Origin of the sequence: Bradyrhizobium guangxiense, assembly GCF_004114915.1 — a bacterium.
Taxonomy (GTDB): domain Bacteria; phylum Pseudomonadota; class Alphaproteobacteria; order Rhizobiales; family Xanthobacteraceae; genus Bradyrhizobium; species Bradyrhizobium guangxiense.
On the sequence record NZ_CP022219.1, the window covers coordinates 510,625 to 530,342 of the forward strand.

The following is a 19,718-nucleotide window of genomic DNA, read 5'->3' on the forward strand; positions in this document are numbered from 1 at the left end:
GCCAAACCTAGTTTTCAGTCGCCGTTTCAGCTTCCGGGAACTGCGCTCTTTTTGCCGGAATGCACTGGCTGCTGTGGCGGGCAGCCCGGACCAAACGTGTGCAATTGAGAAATTGTGCTTCATTTTGAGAAGACGGCTCTGCCTGCGCGATCCTTAACTGGCCCGGAGAATTGCAGGATCGAGAGATGTCGAGATGACCACGAAATCGGTTCGTCCCTACCGTGAACCGGCCGGTGGCTGGGGTGCACTCAAGGCGCTCGGCGAGGCGCTTCTGGTGCAGCGCGTGCCGCTGAAGGGCGCGGCGACGCTGAGACGGATGAACCAGCCGGAAGGCTTCGATTGTCCCGGCTGCGCGTGGCCGGATCCGAAACACACCTCGTCGTTCGAATTCTGCGAGAACGGCGGCAAGGCGATCGCCTGGGAGGCAACCTCGAAGCGCTGCACGCCCGAATTCTTTGCCGGGCATACTGTCACGGAGCTCGCGAGCTGGAATGATTACGACCTCGAGATGGTCGGGCGGCTCACGCATCCGATGGCCTATGATGCTGCAACCGACCGCTACCTTCCGGTGGAGTGGAACGATGCGTTCGAGATGATCGGTCGCGAGCTAAAGGCGCTGCCGGATCCGAACATGGCGGAGTTCTACACGTCCGGGCGGACTTCGAACGAGGCGGCCTTCCTCTATCAGCTGTTCGTGCGCGAATACGGCACCAACAATTTCCCCGACTGTTCGAACATGTGCCATGAGGCGACCAGCGTCGGCCTGCCACATTCGCTCGGGGTGGGCAAAGGTACCGTGCTGCTGGAGGATTTCGACAAGGCCGATTGCATCTTCATCTTCGGTCAAAATCCGGGAACCAACAGCCCGCGAATGATGACCAGCCTGCGCAATGCGGCGCGCCGCGGCGCATCGATCATTTCCTTCAACCCGTTCCGTGAGCGGGCACTGGAGCGTTTCCAGGCACCGCAGAGCCCGGTCGAGATGATCACGCTGTCGTCGACCACGATCAGCTCGAAGCTCCTCCAGGTGAGGGTCGGCGGTGACGTTGCTGTCCTCAAGGGTATCATGAAAGTTTTGGTGGAGGCGGACGAGACTGCCCGTGCTGCCGAGCAGCCGGATATCCTCGACTGGGATTTCATCGGCGGGGACACCGTCGGGATCGAAGCGCTGATCGAAGATCTCAAGCGCACGCAATGGCCCGACATCGAACGCCAGTCCGGCCTGGCGCGCGAGGACATGGAATATGCAGCCGCCGCCTATATGAAGGCAGAGCGCGCCATCATCGTCTACGGCATGGGCGTCACCCAGCACTGGCGCGGCGCGAACAACGTACAGCAGATCGCCAACCTCGCATTGTTGCGCGGCAATGTCGGGCGCGAAGGCGCCGGCGTCTGTCCAGTTCGCGGTCATTCCAACGTTCAGGGCGACCGCACCGTGGGGATCACGGAGGTCCCCAAGGCGGATTTTCTCAATCGCCTGGAGCAGCGCTTCGGCTTCAAGCCTCCGGCTGAGCCGGGACACAACGTGGTGACCGCTCTGGAAGCCATGATCCGCGGCGAGGTGAAGGCCTTCTTCGCAATGGGCGGCAATTTCGCCGCCGCCATTCCGGATTGGCAGGCGACCCAGGCGGCGCTCGGTAAGCTCGATCTGACCGTCCATGTCTCGACCAAGCTCAACCGCAGCCACCTGATCCACGGCCGCGCCGCGTTGATCCTGCCGTGCCTCGGCCGCACCGAGATCGATATCCAGGCATCGGGGCCGCAGTCGGTCACGGTGGAGGACTCGATGTCGATGGTGCATGCGTCGGGCGGGCGCAACAAGCCGGCATCGGAGCATCTTCTCAGCGAGGTCGCGATCATCGCCGGCGTCGCCAAGGCGACGCTGGGCGAGCGTACGGTGGTCGATTGGGACGGTTTCGTTGCCGATTACGACCGCATCCGCGATGCGATCGAGGCGGTGTTCCCGATCTTCCAGGGGTACAATGCCCGCATCCGCGTCCCCGGTGGCTTCCATCTCACCTCGACGGCGCGCGAACGCATCTGGGCGACGCCGTCGGGCAAGGCCAACTTCCTGGTCTTCCCGGGGTGCGGCGAGGATCCGCCGCAGAGCGATGACGATTTCCTGTGGCTCACCACCATACGCAGCCACGACCAGTACAACACCACGCTCTACTCGATGTCGGACCGCTATCGGGGCGTGTTCGGCCAGCGCGACGTGGTGTTCCTCAACGAATACGAGCTCAAGAAGCGGGGATTGGTCGACGGCGATCGCGTCGATCTGGTCACCGCCTCGACCGACGGCGCCGAGCGGATCGTGCGCAACTTCCGTGTCGTCGCCTATTCCTTCCCGACCGGCTGCTGCGCGGCGTATTATCCGGAAACCAATCCGCTGGTGCCGCTCTATGCCCGCGATCCTCTCAGCTACACGCCGTCATACAAGGGCGTCCCGATCCGCCTGGTGCGTTCGGCCGCCACCGGGGAATAGCGGCGGAGTAAACCAGAAGCGGGCGCCGCCATGTGCGGCGCTGTCCTCCGCGCCGATCCGGCCGCCATGTGCCTCGACGATCGACCGGCAGATGGGCAGTCCCATGCCGACGCCGCTCTCTTTGGTCGTGAAGAAGCTCTCAAAGAGCCGGTCCACATGTTCGGCGGCGATCCCGGGACCGTTGTCCTCCACGGAGCAGCACAACATGGCCGCGTCCTGCCTGACCGTGCTGATGACGATCCTGCGATCGTCAGATCCCGCCTGAGTCATGGCCTGAACCGCGTTGATGGCCAGATTGAGCCGGCTTGCGAGCACACGACGCCACCATCGCTGGGGCTGAACGGGAGCGGAGCCATCCAGGCGTTCGAGCGTCATACGAGCAGGTCTAGCGCGCCGCCGACGAAACGCACGAAGCTGCTGCCGCGCTACGTGCGATCTTAGGCCATCTCGGCCGTTGGCCTCGTGACGCCGAAGCGCTGCTCGAACTCGGCGACATTGACGACGCCACGTCGGTGGGTGCCGTCGCCGATCTTGCGGTCGCCGTCCCAGGCCTCGACCTCGAACAGGACGCTCCTGGCGTCGATCGCAACGACCCGTGCCGTCGCGCGCACCGTGCGGCCGATCGGCGTTGCCGCCAGATGGCGGATATTGATCATCATCCCGACGCTGACATGACCCGCGGGAAGGAACGGCTGAACTGCCGATCCGGCAGTCATTTCCATGTGCAGGATCATCGTCGGCGTGCCGTAGACTTCAGGCATGCCCGGCACCACATGGCCGACGGTCATCTCGCTCGTGACGGTCACCAGCTTTTCCGCCGTCATCCCGGTCTTCACGTTCTCAAGCGGATTCATGACTCATTTCCGTCTCTGCCTCGGTCGTGGATGGGGTGGATGTCTCGGCCCGCGGCTTGCGCCCAGTCAGCCAGTTGCCGAGCCGGTCGAGATAGAGATAGACCACGGGCGTGGTGTAGAGCGTCAGGATCTGCGACAGCATCAGGCCGCCGACGATCGTATAGCCGAGCGGCTGGCGCAGCTCCGCGCCGGTGCCGGAGCCGATCATCAGGGGCACGCCGCCGAGCAGCGCCGCCATCGTCGTCATCAGAATCGGGCGGAAGCGCAACGTGCAGGCCTGGTAGATCGCCTCTTCCGGGCTGAGCCCGTGCTGGCGCTCCACCTCGAGGGCGAAGTCGACCAGCATGATGCCGTTCTTCTTCACGATGCCGATCAGGAGAATGATGCCGATGATGGCGATGACGCTGAGATCCATGTGGACTGCGAGCAGCAGCAACAGAGCGCCGATGCCGGCCGAAGGCAGCGTCGACAGGATCGTGATGGGGTGGATCAGGCTCTCGTAGAGCACGCCGAGGATGATGTAGATCACGATCAGCGCGGCCCCGATCAAGAGCGGCGTGCCCGACAGGGAGGACTGGAAGGCCTGCGCATTGCCCTGGAACGAGGTCGACAGCGAAGCGGGCTTGCCGGTCTCCTTCTCGATCTTCTGGATTGCCGTCACCGCATCGCCCAGCGCCACGCCGGGCTTCAGGTTGAACGAGATCGTCACCGACGGAAACAGGCTCTGGTGATTGATCAGAATCGGGGCCGGCTTGATCACGCTGTGAACCAGCGTGCTGAGCGGGACCTGCTGGCCGGTGGCCGAGTTCAGGTAGATGTCCTTGAGCGCTTCGGGCCCGTATTGGAAGCGCGGATCGACCTCCATCACGACGTGGTACTGGTTCAGCGAGGTGAACATGGTGGAGACGATGCGCTGGCCGAAGGCGTCGTCGAGCGCATTGTCGATCGTCGTGGGCAGGATGCCGAAGCTCGAGGCGACCTCGCGATTGACGGTGACCTCCAGCCGCGGGCCGGCATTGGCCTGGTCGCTGGCGACGTCGCTGATGACGTCGAGCCCGCGCAGCTTCTCCAGGAAGATCGCCGACCAGTGGGTGAGCTCGTTGGAATCGGCATCCGTCAGAGTGTACTGATATTGCGTCTTCGACAGGCGTGCGCCGATCGTGATGTCCTGTGCCGCCTGCATGTAGAGCGTGATGCCCTGGATGTGGGCGAGCCGGGGACGCAGCCGCTCGATGATCTGGTCGGCGCTCGCCTTGCGCTCCGGCTTCGGCTTCAGGACGATGAAGATGCGGCCCTGGTTGAGCGTCGCCGTCGGCCCTCCCGGACCGATATAGCTTGCTACCGACTGGATCGCCGGGTCCTTGGACAGGATGTCGACGATCGCCTGCTGGCGTTCCGACATCGCGGGGAAGGAGATGTCCTGGGCAGCCTCGGTGATGCCGACGATCTGCCCGGTGTCCTGTTGCGGGAAGAAGCCCTTCGGGATGATCACGTAGAGGTAGCCGGTCAGCGCGATGGTCGAGAGCATGACCAGTAGCGTCGCGAAGCGATGCCGCAGCACTACGCGCAGGCCCCGCGCATAGAGCGCAAGCAGGGCATCGAAACCTCGCTCGAACAGAAGGTAGACCCGGCCGTGCTTCCGTCGCGAATCATCCTTCAGCAGGCGTGCGCACATCATCGGCGTCAGGGTGAGCGAGATGACCAGCGACAGCAGCAGGGAGGCGGTGATGGTGACGGCGAATTCCTGGAACAGCTTGCCGACATAGCCGCCCATCAGGAACAGCGGGATGAATACCGCAATCAGCGACAGGGTGATGGAGACGATCGTGAAGCCGATCTCGGCGGAGCCCTTGAGCGCGGCCTCCATCGGCGTCATGCCCTGCTCGAGATGGCGCACGATGTTCTCGATGACGACGACGGCATCGTCGACCACGAAGCCGACCGCGATCGACAAGGCCATCAGTGAGAGGTTGTCGAGGCTGTAGCCGAGCACGTAGAGGACCGCGAAGGTGCCGACCAGCGCCAGGGGGACCGTGATCGCCGGGATGACGGTAGCCCAGAAATTCCGCAGGAACAGGAATATGACCATCACCACCAGGGCGACCGTCAACAGCAGCGTGAACTGCACGTCGGAGACCGCAGCGCGGATGGTGGCGGTGCGGTCGGCCGCGATCGTCACCTTGATCGCCGGTGGAACGGAGGCCTGCAGCTGCGGCAGCAGCTTCTTGATCCGGTCGACGGTCTCGATCACGTTGGCGCCGGGAACGCGCTGGACCGCGAGGATGATCGCGGGCTCCTTGCCGTACCAGCCGGCCAGGAGGTCGTTCTCAGGCGCCTCGATCGCATTGCCGACGTCGCGGATCCGCACCGGCGAGCCGTTGCGATAGGCGATGATGAGGTCTTCGTAAGCCGAAGGCTTCAACAGCTGGTCGTTGGTATTCAGCGTATAGGTGACGCGCGGGCTGTTGAGCGTACCCTTGGGCAGATCCACATTGGCGCCGGCGATGACGTTGCGGACGTCTTCGAGGCCGATGCCGCGGGCCGCAAGCGCCTGCGGATTGACGCGGACACGGATCGCGGGCTTCTGCTGGCCGCCGATGCCGACGAGGCCGACACCGGGCACCTGCGAGATCTTCGGCAGCAGGATGTTCTCGGCATAGGCGTCCACCGTGGTCAGCGGCAGCGAATCCGACGTCAGCGCGATCAGCATGATCGGCGTTTCCGCCGGGTTCACCTTCCTGATCGTCGGCGGGTAGGGGATGTTCGGCGGAAGGAACGGGCTTGCGGCGTTGATCGCGGCCAGCACGTCCACCGCGGCACTGTCCACCGTGCGCGACAGCTCGAATTGCACCGTGAGTTGGGCGACGCCGAGCGCGCTGGACGAGGTGAGCTGCGTGACGCCCGGAATCTGGCTGAGCTGCTGCTCGAGCGGGGTCGCGAGCGACGAGGCGATGGTGCCGGGATCGGCGCCGGGCAATTGCGCCGAGATCTGGATCGTCGGGTAATTGACGTTCGGCAGCGCGCCGACCGGCAGCAGCGGATAGGCCGCAAGACCGCACAGCAGCAGGCCGGCCATCAGCAGCGCGGTCGCAATCGGCCGCAGAATGAAAGGCGCGGAGAGGTTCATGGGATCGCGTCCTGCACGGCGCTCTGCAGGTCGGCTTCCTGCGCCGCCTTGCCGTGCAGCTCGCGAACGCGGCTGCCCTCCGTCAGCCGGTACTGGCCGTCGACCACGACGACGTCGCCGGATTTCAGCCCCCGGTCGATCAGGGCCTGGCCGTCGCTGATCTGCGCGACATGGACGGGACGCAAGGCTGCCGTCTGGCCGTCGGTCACGACATAGACATAGCTGCCGCTCGGCCCCTGCTGCACGGCCGAGCCGGCGACAGTGAGCGCGTCCTTCTGGATCTCGAGCAGCAGGCGCGCATTCACCAGCTGGCCCGGCCACAGCCGGTGCTCATGATTTGGGAATACCGCCTTGAGCTGGACGGTGCCGGTCGTTCCCGCGATCTCGTTGTTGACCAGCAGCAGGGTGCCCTCGTCGAGCTTCATCTTGTTGTCCTGGCTGTAGGCGATGACCTTCAGCTCTCCCTTTGCGGCGTGCTGCTGGATCACCGGCAGATCTGTCTGCGGCAACGTGAACAGCAGCGAGATCGGCTCGATCTGGGGCACGACGACGAGGCCGTTGGGGTCGGTCGGATGAATCACGTTGCCGACGTCGATCTGGCGAACGCCGGTGATGCCGGGAATCGCCGATGTCAGGCGCGTGTAGCTGAGCTGGACGTTGGCCTGATCGATCTGGGCCTGGTCCGCCTTCACTGCGGCCTTGAGCTGCGCCACCTGCGCCGTCTGCGTCTCGATCAGCTGGGGGGTCGCATAGCCCTTGTCGCCGAGTTGGTTGTAGCGGGAGAGATTGGCCTCGGCATTCGCAAGCTGCGCCTGGTCCCTGTCGCGGTTGGCCGTCAGCTGTTCGATCTGGGCTTCGTAGGGCCGTGGATCGATCTGGGCGAGCAGGTCGCCGGTCTTGACGGTCTGTCCTTCGGTGAAGGCGATCTTGACGATCTGCCCCTGAATCTGGCTGCGCACGACGTCGGTGTTGTAGGCGATCACCGTGCCGATGCCACGCAGATAGATCGGCACGTCCTTGCCGGTGACGGTGGCGGCAACCACAGGCACAACGACGGGCACCTGGGCGGCCGCGACGGCCGGCTTGCGCTCGCTGCCGAAGAACCAGAGACTTCCTCCGATCAGGATCGCGGCGAGAGCAACGAGTGCAATGGTCAGGTTCCGCTTCACGGTGATGGTCCTTGTTGATCTCAGGGATTGCCGGAGCCGTCGCTTGACGTCGTGCCGTCCACGGACGTGGGGCCGGGCACCGGCACGAACGGACCGATTCCGGCGCCGCCCAGCTCGGTGGACCCGAGCGGAATCCCGACGCGCCCGACCGTCGATGTCTGGGGAGGCAGGGCCGACGACGTTGTTGTGCCGTTGGGACAGCCGAGTGACGCGCTTCCGGAGAGCCCGCCGCCGTCGAACACGGCTCCTGACGATCCGGAATTGCCCGATACGGCGCAATTGGTCATGCCCGGCGAAGGATTGATCGGGGATATTCCGGGCGTTGCGATTTCGGTCGAACCCAGCGGAATGCCTTCAGGCCGCGACGAGCCCAGGTTGAGCGGCGAGGTTGCGGGCATATTGACGGAGGGTTGCGTTGTCGGCGGCGTTATTTGCGCATTTGCCGCAGCCGGGATCATCGATATCAGGCCAGCTGCGAGCGCCACGCGCAGATGCATCGATGCTAACCGGCGACATCCGAACCTGCTCGATGAGGGTTGTTCTCGCATAGGCTGCTCCGGAGTCTCTCATTTGCTTGGGAACGATAGGGAGCGGCCGGCGTGCCGGTATTCCCTGAATGCACGTCCCGCTGTCTGGCCGCACGATCGGGACGCATCCCCCTCATTGTGGCCGCTTCTGAAGCAGCAGCGTTGCCTCGGACAGCTCCCGGCGACATCCGGCGATGTCGCTGGAGCGGTTCGCGGCACGCGCGCGGTCGAGGGCATCGAGCGCCAGGAGAAGATGCGCCCCGCTCGGGCCCTCCGCCTGCGCCAGCGATCGCGGTGTCGGCTGATGACTGCGCAGCGCATCGAGGCTTTCCGGGCCCCAGCCATGCGCGCCGGCATTCTTCTCGATCGCCGCGTCCAGCTGCGCCTGCACACGTCCGATCGAATTCTCGCAGGTCGCTGCATGAACCGGGGAGGCCGCTTCCAGGAAGAATATAAGCGCAGCTGCAATCCGGATGAGTGAATTCGATGTCATTGTCGATCCTCTCGTGTTGGTGATTGAACGCCTGTCTCGAATGACGGAGCCGATACGAGTCGTCTTTCGCTTATGAACGCCGGCAGCTCTACATGCGTACGAGGTCGTGCCATCAGAGAAGCCGGGCGTGCACCGGACCGGCGCTGCGGCAAACTTGCCGGCGTGCGAAGTGGCAAGGGCCGTTACTTGCTGAAATACGTAAGGGAGCGTCGAACTTAGTGTCGCATCATTCCAACCCGGAGTGATCCCGACATGAAACACCTCAACGCTGGCCTTGCGCTCGCTGCCGCCCTCTCCGTGTTCGCGACCGTCACCCCGGCGCGCGCGGAACCGCTGAAGAACATCGTCCTGGTGCACGGCGCCTGGGTCGATGCGTCGGGCTGGAAGCCCGTCTACGAAATCCTGACCAAGGAAGGTTTTCGCGTGACGATGGTGCAGGAGCCCGAAACCTCGTTTGCCGACGACGTCACAGCGGCGAAGCGCATTCTCGATCTCCAAGACGGCCCGACACTCCTCGTCGGCCACAGCTATGGCGGTTCGATCATCACCGAATCTGGCGTCCATCCCAATGTCGTCGGTCTCGTCTACGTCGCCGCGCATGCGCCTGATGTCGGCGAGGACGAATCGGCGCTCGGCAAGAAGACGCCGAGTGTGCTCGGCAAGACCGAAGGCGTCATCAAGGTCACGCCCGACAAGTTCACCTATCTCGATCCCGTGCAATTCCCGAAACTGTTCGCGCCCGATCTGCCGCGCGAGCGTGCCGAGTTCGTTGCGCGCTCGCAGGTCCCGGCCGCGACGCAGGTGTTCAGCACGCCGCTCACTGCGGCTGCGTGGAAGACCAAGCCGAGCTGGGGCATCGTTGCCGGCAGCGACCAGATCATCAATCCCGATCTCGAGCGCTGGTACTACGAGCGTGCCAAGAGCCACACCACGGTGATCCCGGGCGCCAGCCACTCGGTCTACGAGTCGCATCCGAAGGAAGTGGCGGCCGTCATCACCCGCGCCGCCCGCAGCATCGATCAACCGGCCACGCGCTGACGACGTGTTTTGCCGGTCCTGACGCACGCCGGCGGAAGGAAGGACGGCGGGAGCGACAGCACTCCCGCCGACCTGACTGCCCATCAGGAGGATTCCGTGAACACCAGCTGGCAGAACAACCGCGCCGCGCGCGATGCTCGCATCGCAGCCGGCGCCGGGCTCGCCCGCGGCAAGATTGTGGAGGCGCACGACGCGACGCGCCTGCTTGAGGCCGTCATCAGGCCCGGCGACCGGGTTTGCCTCGAGGGTGACAACCAGAAGCAGGCCGATCTGCTCAGTCGGGCGCTTCTCGCCGTCGATCGCGCAAGGGTCAACGAACTGCATATGGTGCAGTCGGGCGTGGTTCTTCCCGAACATCTGGACCTGTTCGACCACGGCGTCGCGAAACGCCTCGACTATGCCTATTCCGGGCCGCAATCGGCGCGCATCGCCCGCATGCTGTTCGGCGGCAAGATCGAGCTGGGCGCGGTCCACACCTATCTCGAATTGTTCGCCCGCTATTTCATCGACCTGACGCCGCAGGTCGCGTTGATCGCCGCCGTCAGCGCCGATCGCGAAGGCAATCTCTACACCGGCCCCAACACCGAGGACACGCCGACCGTGGTGGAGGCGACCGCCTTCAAGGACGGCATCGTGATCGCCCAGGTCAATGAGATCGTCGAGACGGTGCCGCGGGTCGACATCCCGGCGGACCGCGTGCACTTCATCGTCAAGTCAGACAAGCCGTTCTTCGTCGAGCCGCTGTTCACGCGCGATCCGGCCGCGATCACCGAGGGACAGATCCTGACCGCGATGCTCGCGATCAAGGGCATCTATGCGCCCTATGGCGTGCAACGGCTCAATCACGGCATCGGCTTCAGCACGGCTGCGATCGAGCTGCTGCTGCCCACCTTCGGCGAAAGGCTGGGACTGAAAGGCAGGATCGCAACTCATTTTGCTCTGAACCCGCATCCCGCGCTGATTCCCGCGATCGAGTCGGGCTGGGTGCGGCAGATCCACTCGTTCGGCTCGGAGGGCGGCATGGATGACTACATCCGCGCCCGATCCGACGTCTACTTCACCGGCCCCGACGGCTCGCTGCGCTCCAATCGCGCCTTCTGCCAGACCGCCGGTCTCTATGCCTGCGACATGTTCATCGGCTCCACGTTGCAGATCGACCTGCAGGGAAATTCGTCGACCGTCACCACGTCCCGCATCGCGGGGTTCGGCGGCGCGCCGAACATGGGCGCGGATGCGCGCGGGCGCCGCCATCCGAGCGAGCCCTGGCTGAAGGCGGGAGCCGAGGCTGATCCCGATGGCGCGGCCCTGATGCGCCGCGGCCGCAAGCTGGTCGTGCAGATCGGCGAGACATTCGGCGACAAGAACGTGCCGCTGTTCGTCGAGAGGCTCGACGCCCTCGAGCTCGCCGAGAAGCTGAACCTCGAACTCGCGCCGATCATGATCTATGGCGACGACGTCACGCACATCGTCACCGAGGAGGGCGTCGCGAACCTGTTGCTGTGCCGTACCGCGCAGGAACGCGAGCAGGCCATCCGCGGCGTCGCGGGCTACACCGATGTCGGCCGCCGACGCGATCGCAACATGGTCGCGCAGTTGCGCGAGCGCGGGGTGATCCGCCGGCCGGAAGATCTCGGCATCAATCCCCTCGATGCGGATCGCAGCCTGCTGGCGGCGCGCTCGATCAAGGATCTCGTGCGCTGGTCGGGCGGCCTCTATGCGCCGCCGTCGAAATTCAGGAACTGGTGAGGACGGACCATGGAAGATCTCAGGTTTGAGCACAAGGTTCGCACACCGGCCGGCGGCACCAGGCAGAGCGCAATCGTCGGCGTGGTCGCCTCGGGCAATCTGGAAGTGCTGGTGGAGCGCGTCCTGCCGGATGCGGAATGCGCCCTCGAGATCAGGACCGCGGCGGTCGGTTTCGGCGAGGTCTGGACCGCCGTGATCGGCGATTTCGTCGAGCGCTATTCGCCCGGCGGGCTGAGATTTTCAATCAACGACGGCGGCGCGCGCCCTGATACGGTCTCGCTGCGGCTGGCGCAGGCGGTCCGATTGATCGCGGAGAACGGCAAATGACCGCGCCACTCAAGGACATCACACCGGCCGAGCGCGCCCGCAGCACCAGCTTCTACGAGGCGTCGGCCCGAACGCGGCTGGAACTGCTGCTCGATGCCGGCAGCTTCGTCGAGTTCATCGGGCCGGAGCAGCGCGAGGTCAGTCCCCACTTGAAGATTTTCGATCTTCCCGAGCAGTTCGACGACGGCATCGTCGTCGGCCGCGGCCGCCTCGACGGCTCGCCGGTGTTGGTCGCCGCACAGGAGGGACGTTTCATGGGCGGCGCCTTCGGCGAGGTGCATGGCGCCAAGCTGACAGGGCTGCTCCGCGCCGCGCGCCAGATCGGATCGATCCCCGTCCTGATCCTGTTCGACACTGGCGGCGTGCGGTTGCAGGAAGCCAATGCCGGTGAGCTCGCCATCGCCGAGATCATGCGGGCGGTGATGGAGGCGCGCGCCGCCGGCGTGAAGGTGATCGGCCTGATCGGGGGCAGGTCCGGATGCTACGGCGGCGGCGGCCTGATCGCAGGCTGCTGCTCGGCGCTCGCGGTCTCGGAGCCCGGACGCATCGCGGTCTCGGGCCCCGAAGTGATCGAGACCAATCGCGGCGTCGAGGAGTTCGATTCCCACGACCGCGCGCTGGTCTGGCGTACCATGGGCGGCAAGCATCGCCGGCTACTCGGCACCGCCGACGTCTTCGCCGACGACAATGTGCAGGATTTTCGTGAGGCCGCACTGGCACTGCTGGATCTGGTCGGTTCCTTCGGCCTCGACAGTCTGAAGGCGGAGCAGGAGCGGCTTGCCGACAGGGTGCGCCGCTTCGGCGCCTGCTCCGATGCTCTCGACATCTGGACGGCGGAAGGCATCGCGCATGCCGAAACGATTCCGGAGCTGTCGGCAGATCAGTTCATTGCGCTCGCCGACAGGATCGGGAGGACCAGCCGTGACGCTCGATGACATCCTCCCTGCACTCTTCCCCGATGGCCATGAGGTCCGGAACGACAAGGGGGTTCTTCTCGGCTCGGCGACGCTGCGATCCGGCGACCGCATGCTCGTTCTCGGTGTCGCCGACCGGACAGCGCTGGGCGTCGACGAGGCGATCAGATTGTCCGCCCATGTCCTCAAGTCGATCGACCGGGACTCGGGGGCGATCCTGGTGCTCGTCGACAGCGATAGCCAGCGCATGAGCAAGCGCGACGAGCTGCTCGGGCTCAACGAGTTCCTTGCGCATCTGGCCAAGGTGCTGATCCACGCCGACATGAACGGCCGGCCGACCATCGGCCTGCTCTATGGTCATTCGGCCGCGGGTGCGCTGCTTGCGACGGGCCTTGCAACCCGCGTGCTGGTCGGGCTTCCGGGGGCAGACCCCGCGGTGATGGACCTGCCGTCGATGGCGAAGGTGACCAAGCTGTCGATGGAAGCGCTGGAAGAAAAGGCGAAGTCGACGCCGGTGTTCGCTCCGGGCCTGTCCAATCTCGCGCAGATGGGCGCTGTTCACATGACGTGGAGTCATGCCGCCCCGTTTGTCGATCAGCTGGAGGCGCTGCTGGCCGACATGCTGGCCGCGCGGGACGGGCGGGATGCGCTCGGCAGGGCGCGTGGCGGCCGACTCAAGGCCGCCGAGATTGCGGAGCGGGTTCGTGACCTGGCCCTGCAAGCACGCTGAGCGTCCACCGGGTCGTCACGACCTCGTCTTCGTCAGTCCGGCAGGATGGCGCGCGCTGTTGGACGCCCGCGGCGATCTCGCCACGGACGCGCTGGTCGCGCGCTGGCCCAAAATGCGATGGCCGACGATCAGGCGCCGCGCTTTGCCATGCGAGGCTGACGGCCTCGCTTTGGGACTGCCCTTGCCGCCCTCGGCCGGCAAGAGGCGGATTTCCCTCCTGCTCGATAACGACCACGTCACGTCCGTCGCGAGGCCGCCGCTGCTGCGGCAGGCGCGGGCTTACGCACCGCGCAACTGGTGGCCGACGCTCGACCGGCTCGACGCGCTGGCACGTCGCCATGCGATGGACGCGCGCGTCTTCGGCAGCCTGGCCTGGCAGTCGCTGACCGGACTGGACTACGTGACGGCACGTTCCGATCTCGATGTCCTGTTCGAGTTTCGAGCCGAGACCGACATCGATCGCCTTGTCGCCGAAGTCGCCGCGATCGAGGCCGATGCACCGATGCGGCTTGATGGCGAGCTGATGGGTGCGGACGGCGCTGCGGTCAATTGGCGCGAATTCCACGGCGGCGCGAGCGAGCTTCTGGTCAAGAGCATCGAACGCGTGGTCCTGCTCGGCAGGCATCAGTTCATGTCGGGAGCGATGGCATCATGATCGCCACAGCCGCAAGAGGCGTGGAGCGGACGGCGCTGCGCTGGGCGCAGATCGCGCCCGATGTCTCCGCCATCGGCGCTGTCGCCGCTGATTGCCTCGTCAAGGAGATCGAAACCTGGCCGAAGCCGGGGCTCGTGAGCCACGTCGACAACGGCAGTCACGACGATATGGATGCGGGCACGTTTCGCCGCAGCGCTGCGGCGATCGGGCCATATCTGCAACGCCTGGCCGACGCGGGCGCGCTCGGCTGCGGCATGGGCCGGCTGCGGATCATCGGCCTCGAGGCGGAACGCGCGATGTTCGCTGCAACGTCGGGGGTCAACACGCATCGTGGCGCGATCTTCGGGCTCGGACTGCTGTGCGCGGCCGCCGGCGCGAGAGCCGGCGGGTTGGTCGATCCCAGGCTTCCGCTTGGCGATGTCGTGACGCGCCTGTGGGGCGGCAGCATCCTTGAGGGTCCGGTGCTGCTGCACAGCCATGGCAGCGCGGTCCGCCGCCGCTTTCACGCCGGCGGTGCGCGCATCGAGGCGGCGACGGGATTTCCGAGTGTCTACAGGATCGGGCTACCAGCCCTGCGGCGCGCAATGTCTGTCGTGCCGCACGATACGGAAGCCGCCCGGGTCGAGGCGTGCTTTGCCCTGATCGCATCGGTCGAGGATACCAACCTCCTGCATCGCGGCGGGCTCGACGGCCTTCGCTTCGCGCACGACGCTGCCGGTCACTTCATTGCTTCAGGCGGCGTCTGCGTGCCCGCTTGGCGCGCACGGGCGCAATCGATCCACGAGAGCTTCGTCGCCCGCCGTCTCAGCCCGGGTGGATCGGCCGACCTGCTCGCCATGGCGCTCTTCGTCGACGCGCATGAGCGGCCGACATCACGACGTCGAATGTCATCCTGATGGCGCTGGTGCCGGTGTTCTTCGTCCTGCTGCTGGGGTTCGTCGCAGGCAAGGCTCGCATGGTCGACAATGGTCACGTCGAAGGTCTCAATGCGCTCGTGATGGATTTCGCCCTGCCGGCCTCGCTGTTCGCCGCGACTGCATCGGCCCCGCGCGACCGCTTCACCGAGCAAGCTCCGGTCTTCCTGGTGTTCGGCGTGACGATACTGGTCGTCTATGTCGGCTGGTACTGGTTCGAGCGCACCTTCTTTGCGGCGACGAGGTCCGACGCATCGGTGCAGGCTCTGACGGTCGGTTTTCCAAATCTTGCCGGCGTCGGTCTGCCGATCCTGTCCACCGTACTCGGGCCGGCCGGTGTCGTCCCGGTTGCCGTCGCGCTGGCAACCGGCTCGATCCTCGTCAGCCCACTGACCCTCGTGATCGTGGAGATGAGCGCCGCCAAGGCCCGCGGCGCCGACGGGCCGTCGCAGCCGGTTCTGACGGCGTTGCGCCGCGCGTTCGCCAAGCCCGTGGTGTGGGCACCCGCGCTTGGCATTGCGCTCTCGTTGTGCGACCTGAACCTCGATGCGCTTGTTCACGCCTGCCTCGCCCTGATCGGGAACGCGGCTGCAGGAGTTGCCCTGTTCCTCACCGGTCTCGTTCTGTCCGCCCAGTCGCTCCGTCTGGACTGGAGAGTGATTGTCGCAAGGGGGGCTGCGGACATTATACGTCCGCTGGTGGCAGCGGCGATCGTCTACGGCTTGCATCTCGCGCCCGATGCCGCGAACAGGGCGATTTTGCTCGCGGCATTGCCCTCGGGCTTCTTCGGCATCCTGTTCGCAGTCAATTACCGGCTGGACTCCGCGACGATCGGCTCCATGGTCATCGCCAGCACCGGTTTCAGCGTCGTGACCCTTGCGATTGCGATCGCGATGCTCTCTCCCCATTAGGCCTCAGCCATGACAGTCGCGATCCTGTGCTCGGGACAAGGCAGGCAGCATCGGGACATGTTCGCCATCACGGGCGATGCACCGGAGGCTTCGCGTCTGTTTGCGCACGCGGCGTCATTGCTCGGTGGCAGGGATCCTCGCGAATTCGTGCGCCGCGAAGCCGATGAGGCCCTGCATCGCAACCGCGCCGGCCAGATTCTCTGTACCCTACAGGCACTCGCCGCAGCGGCCGCGCTCGGCGATGCCATTCCGCGTGACGCTATCATTGCCGGCTACAGCGTCGGCGAGGTCGCCGCCTGGGGCGTCGGCGGCCTGTTCGACGCGATCCTCACGCTCGACCTCGTCGCGCGCCGCGCAGAGATTATGGATGCAGCGACGCAGGCCGGCGACGGGCTGATCTTCGTCCGGGGTCTTGCGCGAGACCAGGTCGCTCGCCTTTGCGAGCGCCACGGCGCAGCGATCGCCATCGTCAATCCGGGCGATGCCTTTGTCATCGGCGGTGGCCGGGAGGCCTTGAGCCAAATCGCTGAAGAGGCGCGGGCGATGCACGGCGCAAGGATCGTCGCCTTGCCGGTCGACGTTGCCTCCCACACCCCGCGGCTTACTGAAGCATCTGTGGCATTTCGCGAGACCTTGAAGATGGCGCCGGTGTCGTTCCCGCCGCGGACCGATGCGCGCATTCTGAGCGGAATCGATGCCGGTCCGGTGGTCTCTCGCGAGACCGGTCTGGACAAGCTCGCCGCACAGATCTCGCAGACTGTGCAATGGGCCGATTGTCTGCAAGCCTGTGTCGAGGCGGGGGCGACGGGCTTTTTAGAGCTGGGGCCGGGACATGCACTGAGCGGCATGGCCGCGGAAATCGCACCCGAGCTTCCCGCGCGCGCGCTGGACGATTTCAGAAGTCTTCAGGGCGTCCGCAGCTGGCTCATGCGCCACCTGAGCTCGTAGAGCATGATCCGGAAGAGTGCGAAGCGGTTTTCCGGAAAGATCATGCGCAAAGAATAACCTAAGGCGCGACGACGATTCATCTAGATCTCATCGCGCTTTAGGGCCGGCAAGTGCCGAAAGGGCGATACGGCCGATCGCGTCGTGGCTGTCGAAAAAAAGGGGGCCGTCCTTTTTGGGGGGAGGACGGCCCCTAGATGCTCGTTGCCCGGGGAGGAGGAAGGCTGGAGCCGTGACTTGGGGGTCTTAAGTCACGTAACACGCACACCATGGCCAATTCCGCGGCCAGCGTATTTCACGAACCCCTGCTGTTTCTCATTTCGCATGATTCACGAGAGGTCCGCGCGCAACACGTGCGACGCGGGCTTGCGTATCGACACGGGATTGCCGTTCGAGAGGCTCGACGAAGCTGGCGCGTTGCGGACGGCGCTCCGCCAGCGCGCAGGCGTGTCACCCGTCATCCGCTTGAACACGGTCGAGAAATGCGCCTGCGTGCAGAAGCCGACGGCCAGCGCCACCTCGGCCAAGGGCGTGTCCGAACTCGACAGCAGCGATTTAGCGCGTTCGATGCGTTCGTGCAGCAGGTACTCTCGCGGTCGGTAGCCCGTCGCGGCGCGAAACTGGGCGGCGAAATGCATCCGCGACAGTCCCGCGACCTTGGCCAATTGAGACAGGCTGATGCAGCGGTCGAAATGCGTCCCGACAAATTCCTGGACGCGCCGTAACCGCCACTTCGCCAGCGCGTTGACTTTCGTGTGTGGACGTTCGCGCCGCGCAACGTGCATCGCCAGCGTCCGGCCGACGCAGCAGGCAAAATCCCGGTCGGCCAACTGGCCATGATCGGTGAGCGCTCTCGCGAGTTGCTCGGCAAAGGGATCCCGGAGCAGGACGAGATCGTTCAGGATTTCGGGCGAGGCAGGATCCGTTCCAGGCCGGGGGTGCGGAAAATAGATGCTGGCCGAGACGTGGAAGTGCACGAAATCGTACGGGGCGGAGAACACTGCGCTGAGCTGCTGCGAGGGTGCGCCGACATACAGGGTGCCTGCCGGCATGCTGCCGTCGAAGATGACGTGTCGGTCTCTGCTCAGTCTGATGCGGGTCGCCTTCAAAGCGAGGGCGAGGAAGTATCTGTCGGCAGGGGCCGTGGCTTCTTCCCGCCTTGTGCCTGTTTGCGTACAGATCCAGCGCGAGATCGTGATGTCCTCAGGCGCGTCGCCGGCATGTTGGCCGGACTGACGCCATCTTCGCTCGCGGGGAAGCGCGCGCGCTTCCAGCGAGAAATCGGGTTCGTGACGGTCGGGTTGACAGGTCGACCAGGCGTCGCCTGCTTGCACATCGTTGAGCATGGTTCGTCCCGTGTCCTGGATTCTGTCGCCGTGGTCGGCTTGCAGAATGCAATTGGTTCATGCTCGAACGATAGGTCGGAAGCCGTCGCAAGGCTCGTTAGGGTTGCTTAAAGGGTGTTAGATCTTGCAAGTGCACCGGGCGCGGCCGCGTGTCGAAAAGGGTCAATTCGAGCAAAGCGATCAGACACTTGGGTGAGCGCCCGGTGTTAGCGGGCGACGCGGACCGTCGCGACACGGTCAGCCTCAGGGCAGGCGCGGCGAGGCGTCGATGCCGGGCGTGAGGCCGGGTGCGACCTTCTCTGCCGGCGTGACCGCGGGCTCGCGTGCATAGGGGAGCGTCTCCACCGCGGGGCGCTGCTGCGATGTCGCCTGCAGGCAATTCGGACGGGGTGAAGGTCCCGCGCCGAACAGATCGGAGACGGGATCGACGAAGCTGGTGCGGAACCGGTCCGACCAGGTTTGGCCGCCGCTTGGGGATGGCTGCTGGATCGTCACCGTCGCCGTCATGCCGGAGACGAGCGGCACATCCGGCGGCACCGTATCGATCGCAAGACGCACCGGTACGCGCTGTGCCAGCCGCACCCAGGTGTAGATCGGATCGACATTGGGGAGGCCCTGCGTGCCCGTGGCGGCGTTCGACACGCTGACGCCGCGCGTGATGGTCTTCACGTGTCCCATTATCGGCCGGGGATAGCCGACCAGTTGCGCTTCGGCACGATCGCCGACGCAGACCCGCGCCATCTTGGTCTCCTCGAAATAGCCGTCGATCCAGAAGCTGTTGGAGTCGATGACGGAAACGTTGCTGACGCCGGCAACCGCATAGTCGCCGACTCGCAGCAAGAGGTTGGTGACGTAGCCGTCGACCGGACTGGTCACGCTGGTGCGCTTCAGGTTCAGCTCCGCCTGCGCGAGCTGATGTGCCGCTGCCTCGTAGGCGGCCTTCGCCTGCGCGGCATTTCCGGCATAGATCTGCTGCTCTTCGGGTGTCGTCGCAAGATCGGATAGATGCTGGCGCCGGTAGAACTCGGCCTGCTTCACCACCAGGTCCGCGGCGCGCTGGTCGACCAGGGCCTTGCCGATGCGGACGGCGACCTCGAAGTCGAACGGATCGATCACATAGAGGACGTCGCCCTTGTGGACGAATTGGTTGTCGCCCACACGGAGCTCCACGATCTTGCCCGCGACCTGCGGCGCGACGTTGGCGACCTGGACGCGGACACTGCCGTTCCGCGTCCAGGGCGCGGTGACATAGTGCTGCCAGGTCGCAACCGATATCAGGACCGCGATCATTGCGATGCCGAGGGTTGCGAGATGCCTGCTGGCGTCGCGGATGAAACGGACGACCGTCTTGCGCCGCGGCATCGCGGAGTCCGTGGCCGGTTCCTGGGGCCTGCCGTTCTCCGCGACGCGATCGCCGGTATCGCGCGCGATGGTGTCCGGCATGCCCACGGTGTCGGTGGCGTCGGCTTGGACCTCGGCCGACGGTTCGCCGCGGAGCGCCGCGACCTCTCGGGGGAGGGTGGCATCCATGGCTCTT

General features: G+C 65.3%; 18 protein-coding genes. 10 read left to right on the plus strand and 8 right to left on the minus strand.

The window, feature by feature from the left end:
* Positions 1 to 193: 193 nt before the first annotated feature.
* Positions 194 to 2,485, plus strand: coding sequence for an FdhF/YdeP family oxidoreductase (locus tag X268_RS02450; RefSeq protein WP_128923458.1), 2,292 nt, complete (start codon positions 194 to 196; stop codon positions 2,483 to 2,485).
* Here X268_RS02450 and X268_RS02455 read toward each other — a convergent pair.
* The 6 genes from X268_RS02455 to X268_RS02480 all read right to left on the minus strand — a co-directional run bounded on the left by X268_RS02455 (position 2,432) and on the right by X268_RS02480 (position 8,655).
* Positions 2,432 to 2,860 (minus strand): ATP-binding protein, encoded by a 429-nt coding sequence (locus tag X268_RS02455; protein WP_283818282.1) that lies wholly within the window; start codon positions 2,858 to 2,860, stop codon positions 2,432 to 2,434. The two genes, X268_RS02450 and X268_RS02455, sit on opposite strands and share 54 nt — an antisense overlap.
* 62 nt (positions 2,861 to 2,922) lie before the next feature.
* Positions 2,923 to 3,339 carry a thioesterase family protein gene (locus X268_RS02460; protein WP_128923459.1) on the minus strand — a complete coding sequence of 139 codons (417 nt, stop codon included), beginning with the start codon at positions 3,337 to 3,339 and terminating at the stop codon, positions 2,923 to 2,925.
* Complete coding sequence (locus X268_RS02465) at positions 3,326 to 6,466, minus strand: efflux RND transporter permease subunit (RefSeq protein WP_128923460.1); 3,141 nt, start codon at positions 6,464 to 6,466, stop codon at positions 3,326 to 3,328. The genes X268_RS02460 and X268_RS02465 overlap by 14 nt, the downstream gene beginning before the upstream one ends.
* On the minus strand, positions 6,463 to 7,635 hold the full coding sequence (locus tag X268_RS02470; RefSeq protein ID WP_128923461.1) for an efflux RND transporter periplasmic adaptor subunit: 1,173 nt from the start codon (positions 7,633 to 7,635) through the stop codon (positions 6,463 to 6,465). The genes X268_RS02465 and X268_RS02470 overlap by 4 nt, the downstream gene beginning before the upstream one ends.
* 20 nt (positions 7,636 to 7,655) lie before the next feature.
* Complete coding sequence (locus X268_RS39165) at positions 7,656 to 8,132, minus strand: hypothetical protein (protein WP_164937483.1); 477 nt, start codon at positions 8,130 to 8,132, stop codon at positions 7,656 to 7,658.
* Positions 8,133 to 8,295: 163 nt separating this feature from the next.
* The gene (locus X268_RS02480) at positions 8,296 to 8,655 is read right to left on the minus strand and encodes a hypothetical protein (protein WP_128923462.1); all 360 of its coding nucleotides are present in this window, start codon (positions 8,653 to 8,655) and stop codon (positions 8,296 to 8,298) included.
* Positions 8,656 to 8,907: 252 nt separating this feature from the next.
* On the opposite strand from X268_RS02480, the gene X268_RS02485 reads away from it, so the two are divergent.
* The 9 genes from X268_RS02485 (at position 8,908) to X268_RS02525 (ending at position 16,838) form a co-directional block, all read left to right on the plus strand.
* Positions 8,908 to 9,693: an alpha/beta hydrolase gene (locus X268_RS02485; protein WP_128923463.1), complete on the plus strand. Its 786-nt coding sequence runs from the start codon at positions 8,908 to 8,910 to the stop codon at positions 9,691 to 9,693.
* Positions 9,694 to 9,789: 96 nt separating this feature from the next.
* Positions 9,790 to 11,439: a malonate decarboxylase subunit alpha gene (gene mdcA / locus X268_RS02490; protein ID WP_128923464.1), complete on the plus strand. Its 1,650-nt coding sequence runs from the start codon at positions 9,790 to 9,792 to the stop codon at positions 11,437 to 11,439.
* Positions 11,440 to 11,448: 9 nt separating this feature from the next.
* Complete coding sequence (mdcC, locus tag X268_RS02495; RefSeq protein ID WP_128923465.1) at positions 11,449 to 11,766, plus strand: malonate decarboxylase acyl carrier protein; 318 nt, start codon at positions 11,449 to 11,451, stop codon at positions 11,764 to 11,766.
* Entirely contained in the window at positions 11,763 to 12,701 is a 939-nt protein-coding gene (locus X268_RS02500; RefSeq protein WP_164937484.1) for a biotin-independent malonate decarboxylase subunit beta, read from the plus strand. Before mdcC ends, X268_RS02500 begins: the two co-directional genes overlap by 4 nt.
* Positions 12,688 to 13,410, plus strand: a complete 723-nt coding sequence (gene mdcE, locus X268_RS02505; protein ID WP_128923466.1) for a biotin-independent malonate decarboxylase subunit gamma — start codon at positions 12,688 to 12,690, stop codon at positions 13,408 to 13,410. The genes X268_RS02500 and mdcE overlap by 14 nt, the downstream gene beginning before the upstream one ends.
* On the plus strand, positions 13,385 to 14,065 hold the full coding sequence (gene mdcG, locus X268_RS02510) for a malonate decarboxylase holo-[acyl-carrier-protein] synthase (protein WP_128923467.1): 681 nt from the start codon (positions 13,385 to 13,387) through the stop codon (positions 14,063 to 14,065). The genes mdcE and mdcG overlap by 26 nt, the downstream gene beginning before the upstream one ends.
* Positions 14,062 to 14,961 (plus strand): triphosphoribosyl-dephospho-CoA synthase MdcB, encoded by a 900-nt coding sequence (gene mdcB, locus X268_RS02515; protein WP_128923468.1) that lies wholly within the window; start codon positions 14,062 to 14,064, stop codon positions 14,959 to 14,961. Before mdcG ends, mdcB begins: the two co-directional genes overlap by 4 nt.
* Entirely contained in the window at positions 14,961 to 15,890 is a 930-nt protein-coding gene (locus X268_RS02520) for an AEC family transporter (protein WP_128923469.1), read from the plus strand. Before mdcB ends, X268_RS02520 begins: the two co-directional genes overlap by 1 nt.
* A gap of 9 nt (positions 15,891 to 15,899) precedes the next feature.
* Complete coding sequence (locus X268_RS02525; protein ID WP_128923470.1) at positions 15,900 to 16,838, plus strand: acyltransferase domain-containing protein; 939 nt, start codon at positions 15,900 to 15,902, stop codon at positions 16,836 to 16,838.
* Positions 16,839 to 17,164: 326 nt separating this feature from the next.
* Here X268_RS02525 and X268_RS02530 read toward each other — a convergent pair whose 3' ends face one another.
* Together X268_RS02530 and X268_RS02535 are read right to left on the minus strand one after the other, a co-directional pair.
* The gene (locus X268_RS02530; RefSeq protein WP_128923471.1) at positions 17,165 to 18,181 is read right to left on the minus strand and encodes a helix-turn-helix domain-containing protein; all 1,017 of its coding nucleotides are present in this window, start codon (positions 18,179 to 18,181) and stop codon (positions 17,165 to 17,167) included.
* Positions 18,182 to 18,424: 243 nt separating this feature from the next.
* Positions 18,425 to 19,711, minus strand: coding sequence for an HlyD family secretion protein (locus tag X268_RS02535; protein WP_128923472.1), 1,287 nt, complete (start codon positions 19,709 to 19,711; stop codon positions 18,425 to 18,427).
* Between the last annotated feature and the right edge of the window lie 7 nt (positions 19,712 to 19,718).

Coding starts and splice junctions, on each gene's coding strand:
- X268_RS02460 (WP_128923459.1), bottom strand. CDS start 3,339: ATGAATCCGCTTGAGAACGTGAAGACCGGGATGACGGCGGAAAAGCTG.
- X268_RS02455 (WP_283818282.1), bottom strand. CDS start 2,860: ATGACGCTCGAACGCCTGGATGGCTCCGCTCCCGTTCAGCCCCAGCGA.
- X268_RS02485 (WP_128923463.1), top strand. CDS start 8,908: ATGAAACACCTCAACGCTGGCCTTGCGCTCGCTGCCGCCCTCTCCGTG.
- X268_RS02450 (WP_128923458.1), top strand. CDS start 194: ATGACCACGAAATCGGTTCGTCCCTACCGTGAACCGGCCGGTGGCTGG.
- mdcC (WP_128923465.1), top strand. CDS start 11,449: ATGGAAGATCTCAGGTTTGAGCACAAGGTTCGCACACCGGCCGGCGGC.
- mdcB (WP_128923468.1), top strand. CDS start 14,062: ATGATCGCCACAGCCGCAAGAGGCGTGGAGCGGACGGCGCTGCGCTGG.
- X268_RS02525 (WP_128923470.1), top strand. CDS start 15,900: ATGACAGTCGCGATCCTGTGCTCGGGACAAGGCAGGCAGCATCGGGAC.
- X268_RS02465 (WP_128923460.1), bottom strand. CDS start 6,466: ATGAACCTCTCCGCGCCTTTCATTCTGCGGCCGATTGCGACCGCGCTG.
- X268_RS02535 (WP_128923472.1), bottom strand. CDS start 19,711: ATGGATGCCACCCTCCCCCGAGAGGTCGCGGCGCTCCGCGGCGAACCG.
- X268_RS02500 (WP_164937484.1), top strand. CDS start 11,763: ATGACCGCGCCACTCAAGGACATCACACCGGCCGAGCGCGCCCGCAGC.
- X268_RS02480 (WP_128923462.1), bottom strand. CDS start 8,655: ATGACATCGAATTCACTCATCCGGATTGCAGCTGCGCTTATATTCTTC.
- X268_RS02520 (WP_128923469.1), top strand. CDS start 14,961: ATGGCGCTGGTGCCGGTGTTCTTCGTCCTGCTGCTGGGGTTCGTCGCA.
- X268_RS02530 (WP_128923471.1), bottom strand. CDS start 18,181: ATGCTCAACGATGTGCAAGCAGGCGACGCCTGGTCGACCTGTCAACCC.
- X268_RS39165 (WP_164937483.1), bottom strand. CDS start 8,132: ATGCATCTGCGCGTGGCGCTCGCAGCTGGCCTGATATCGATGATCCCG.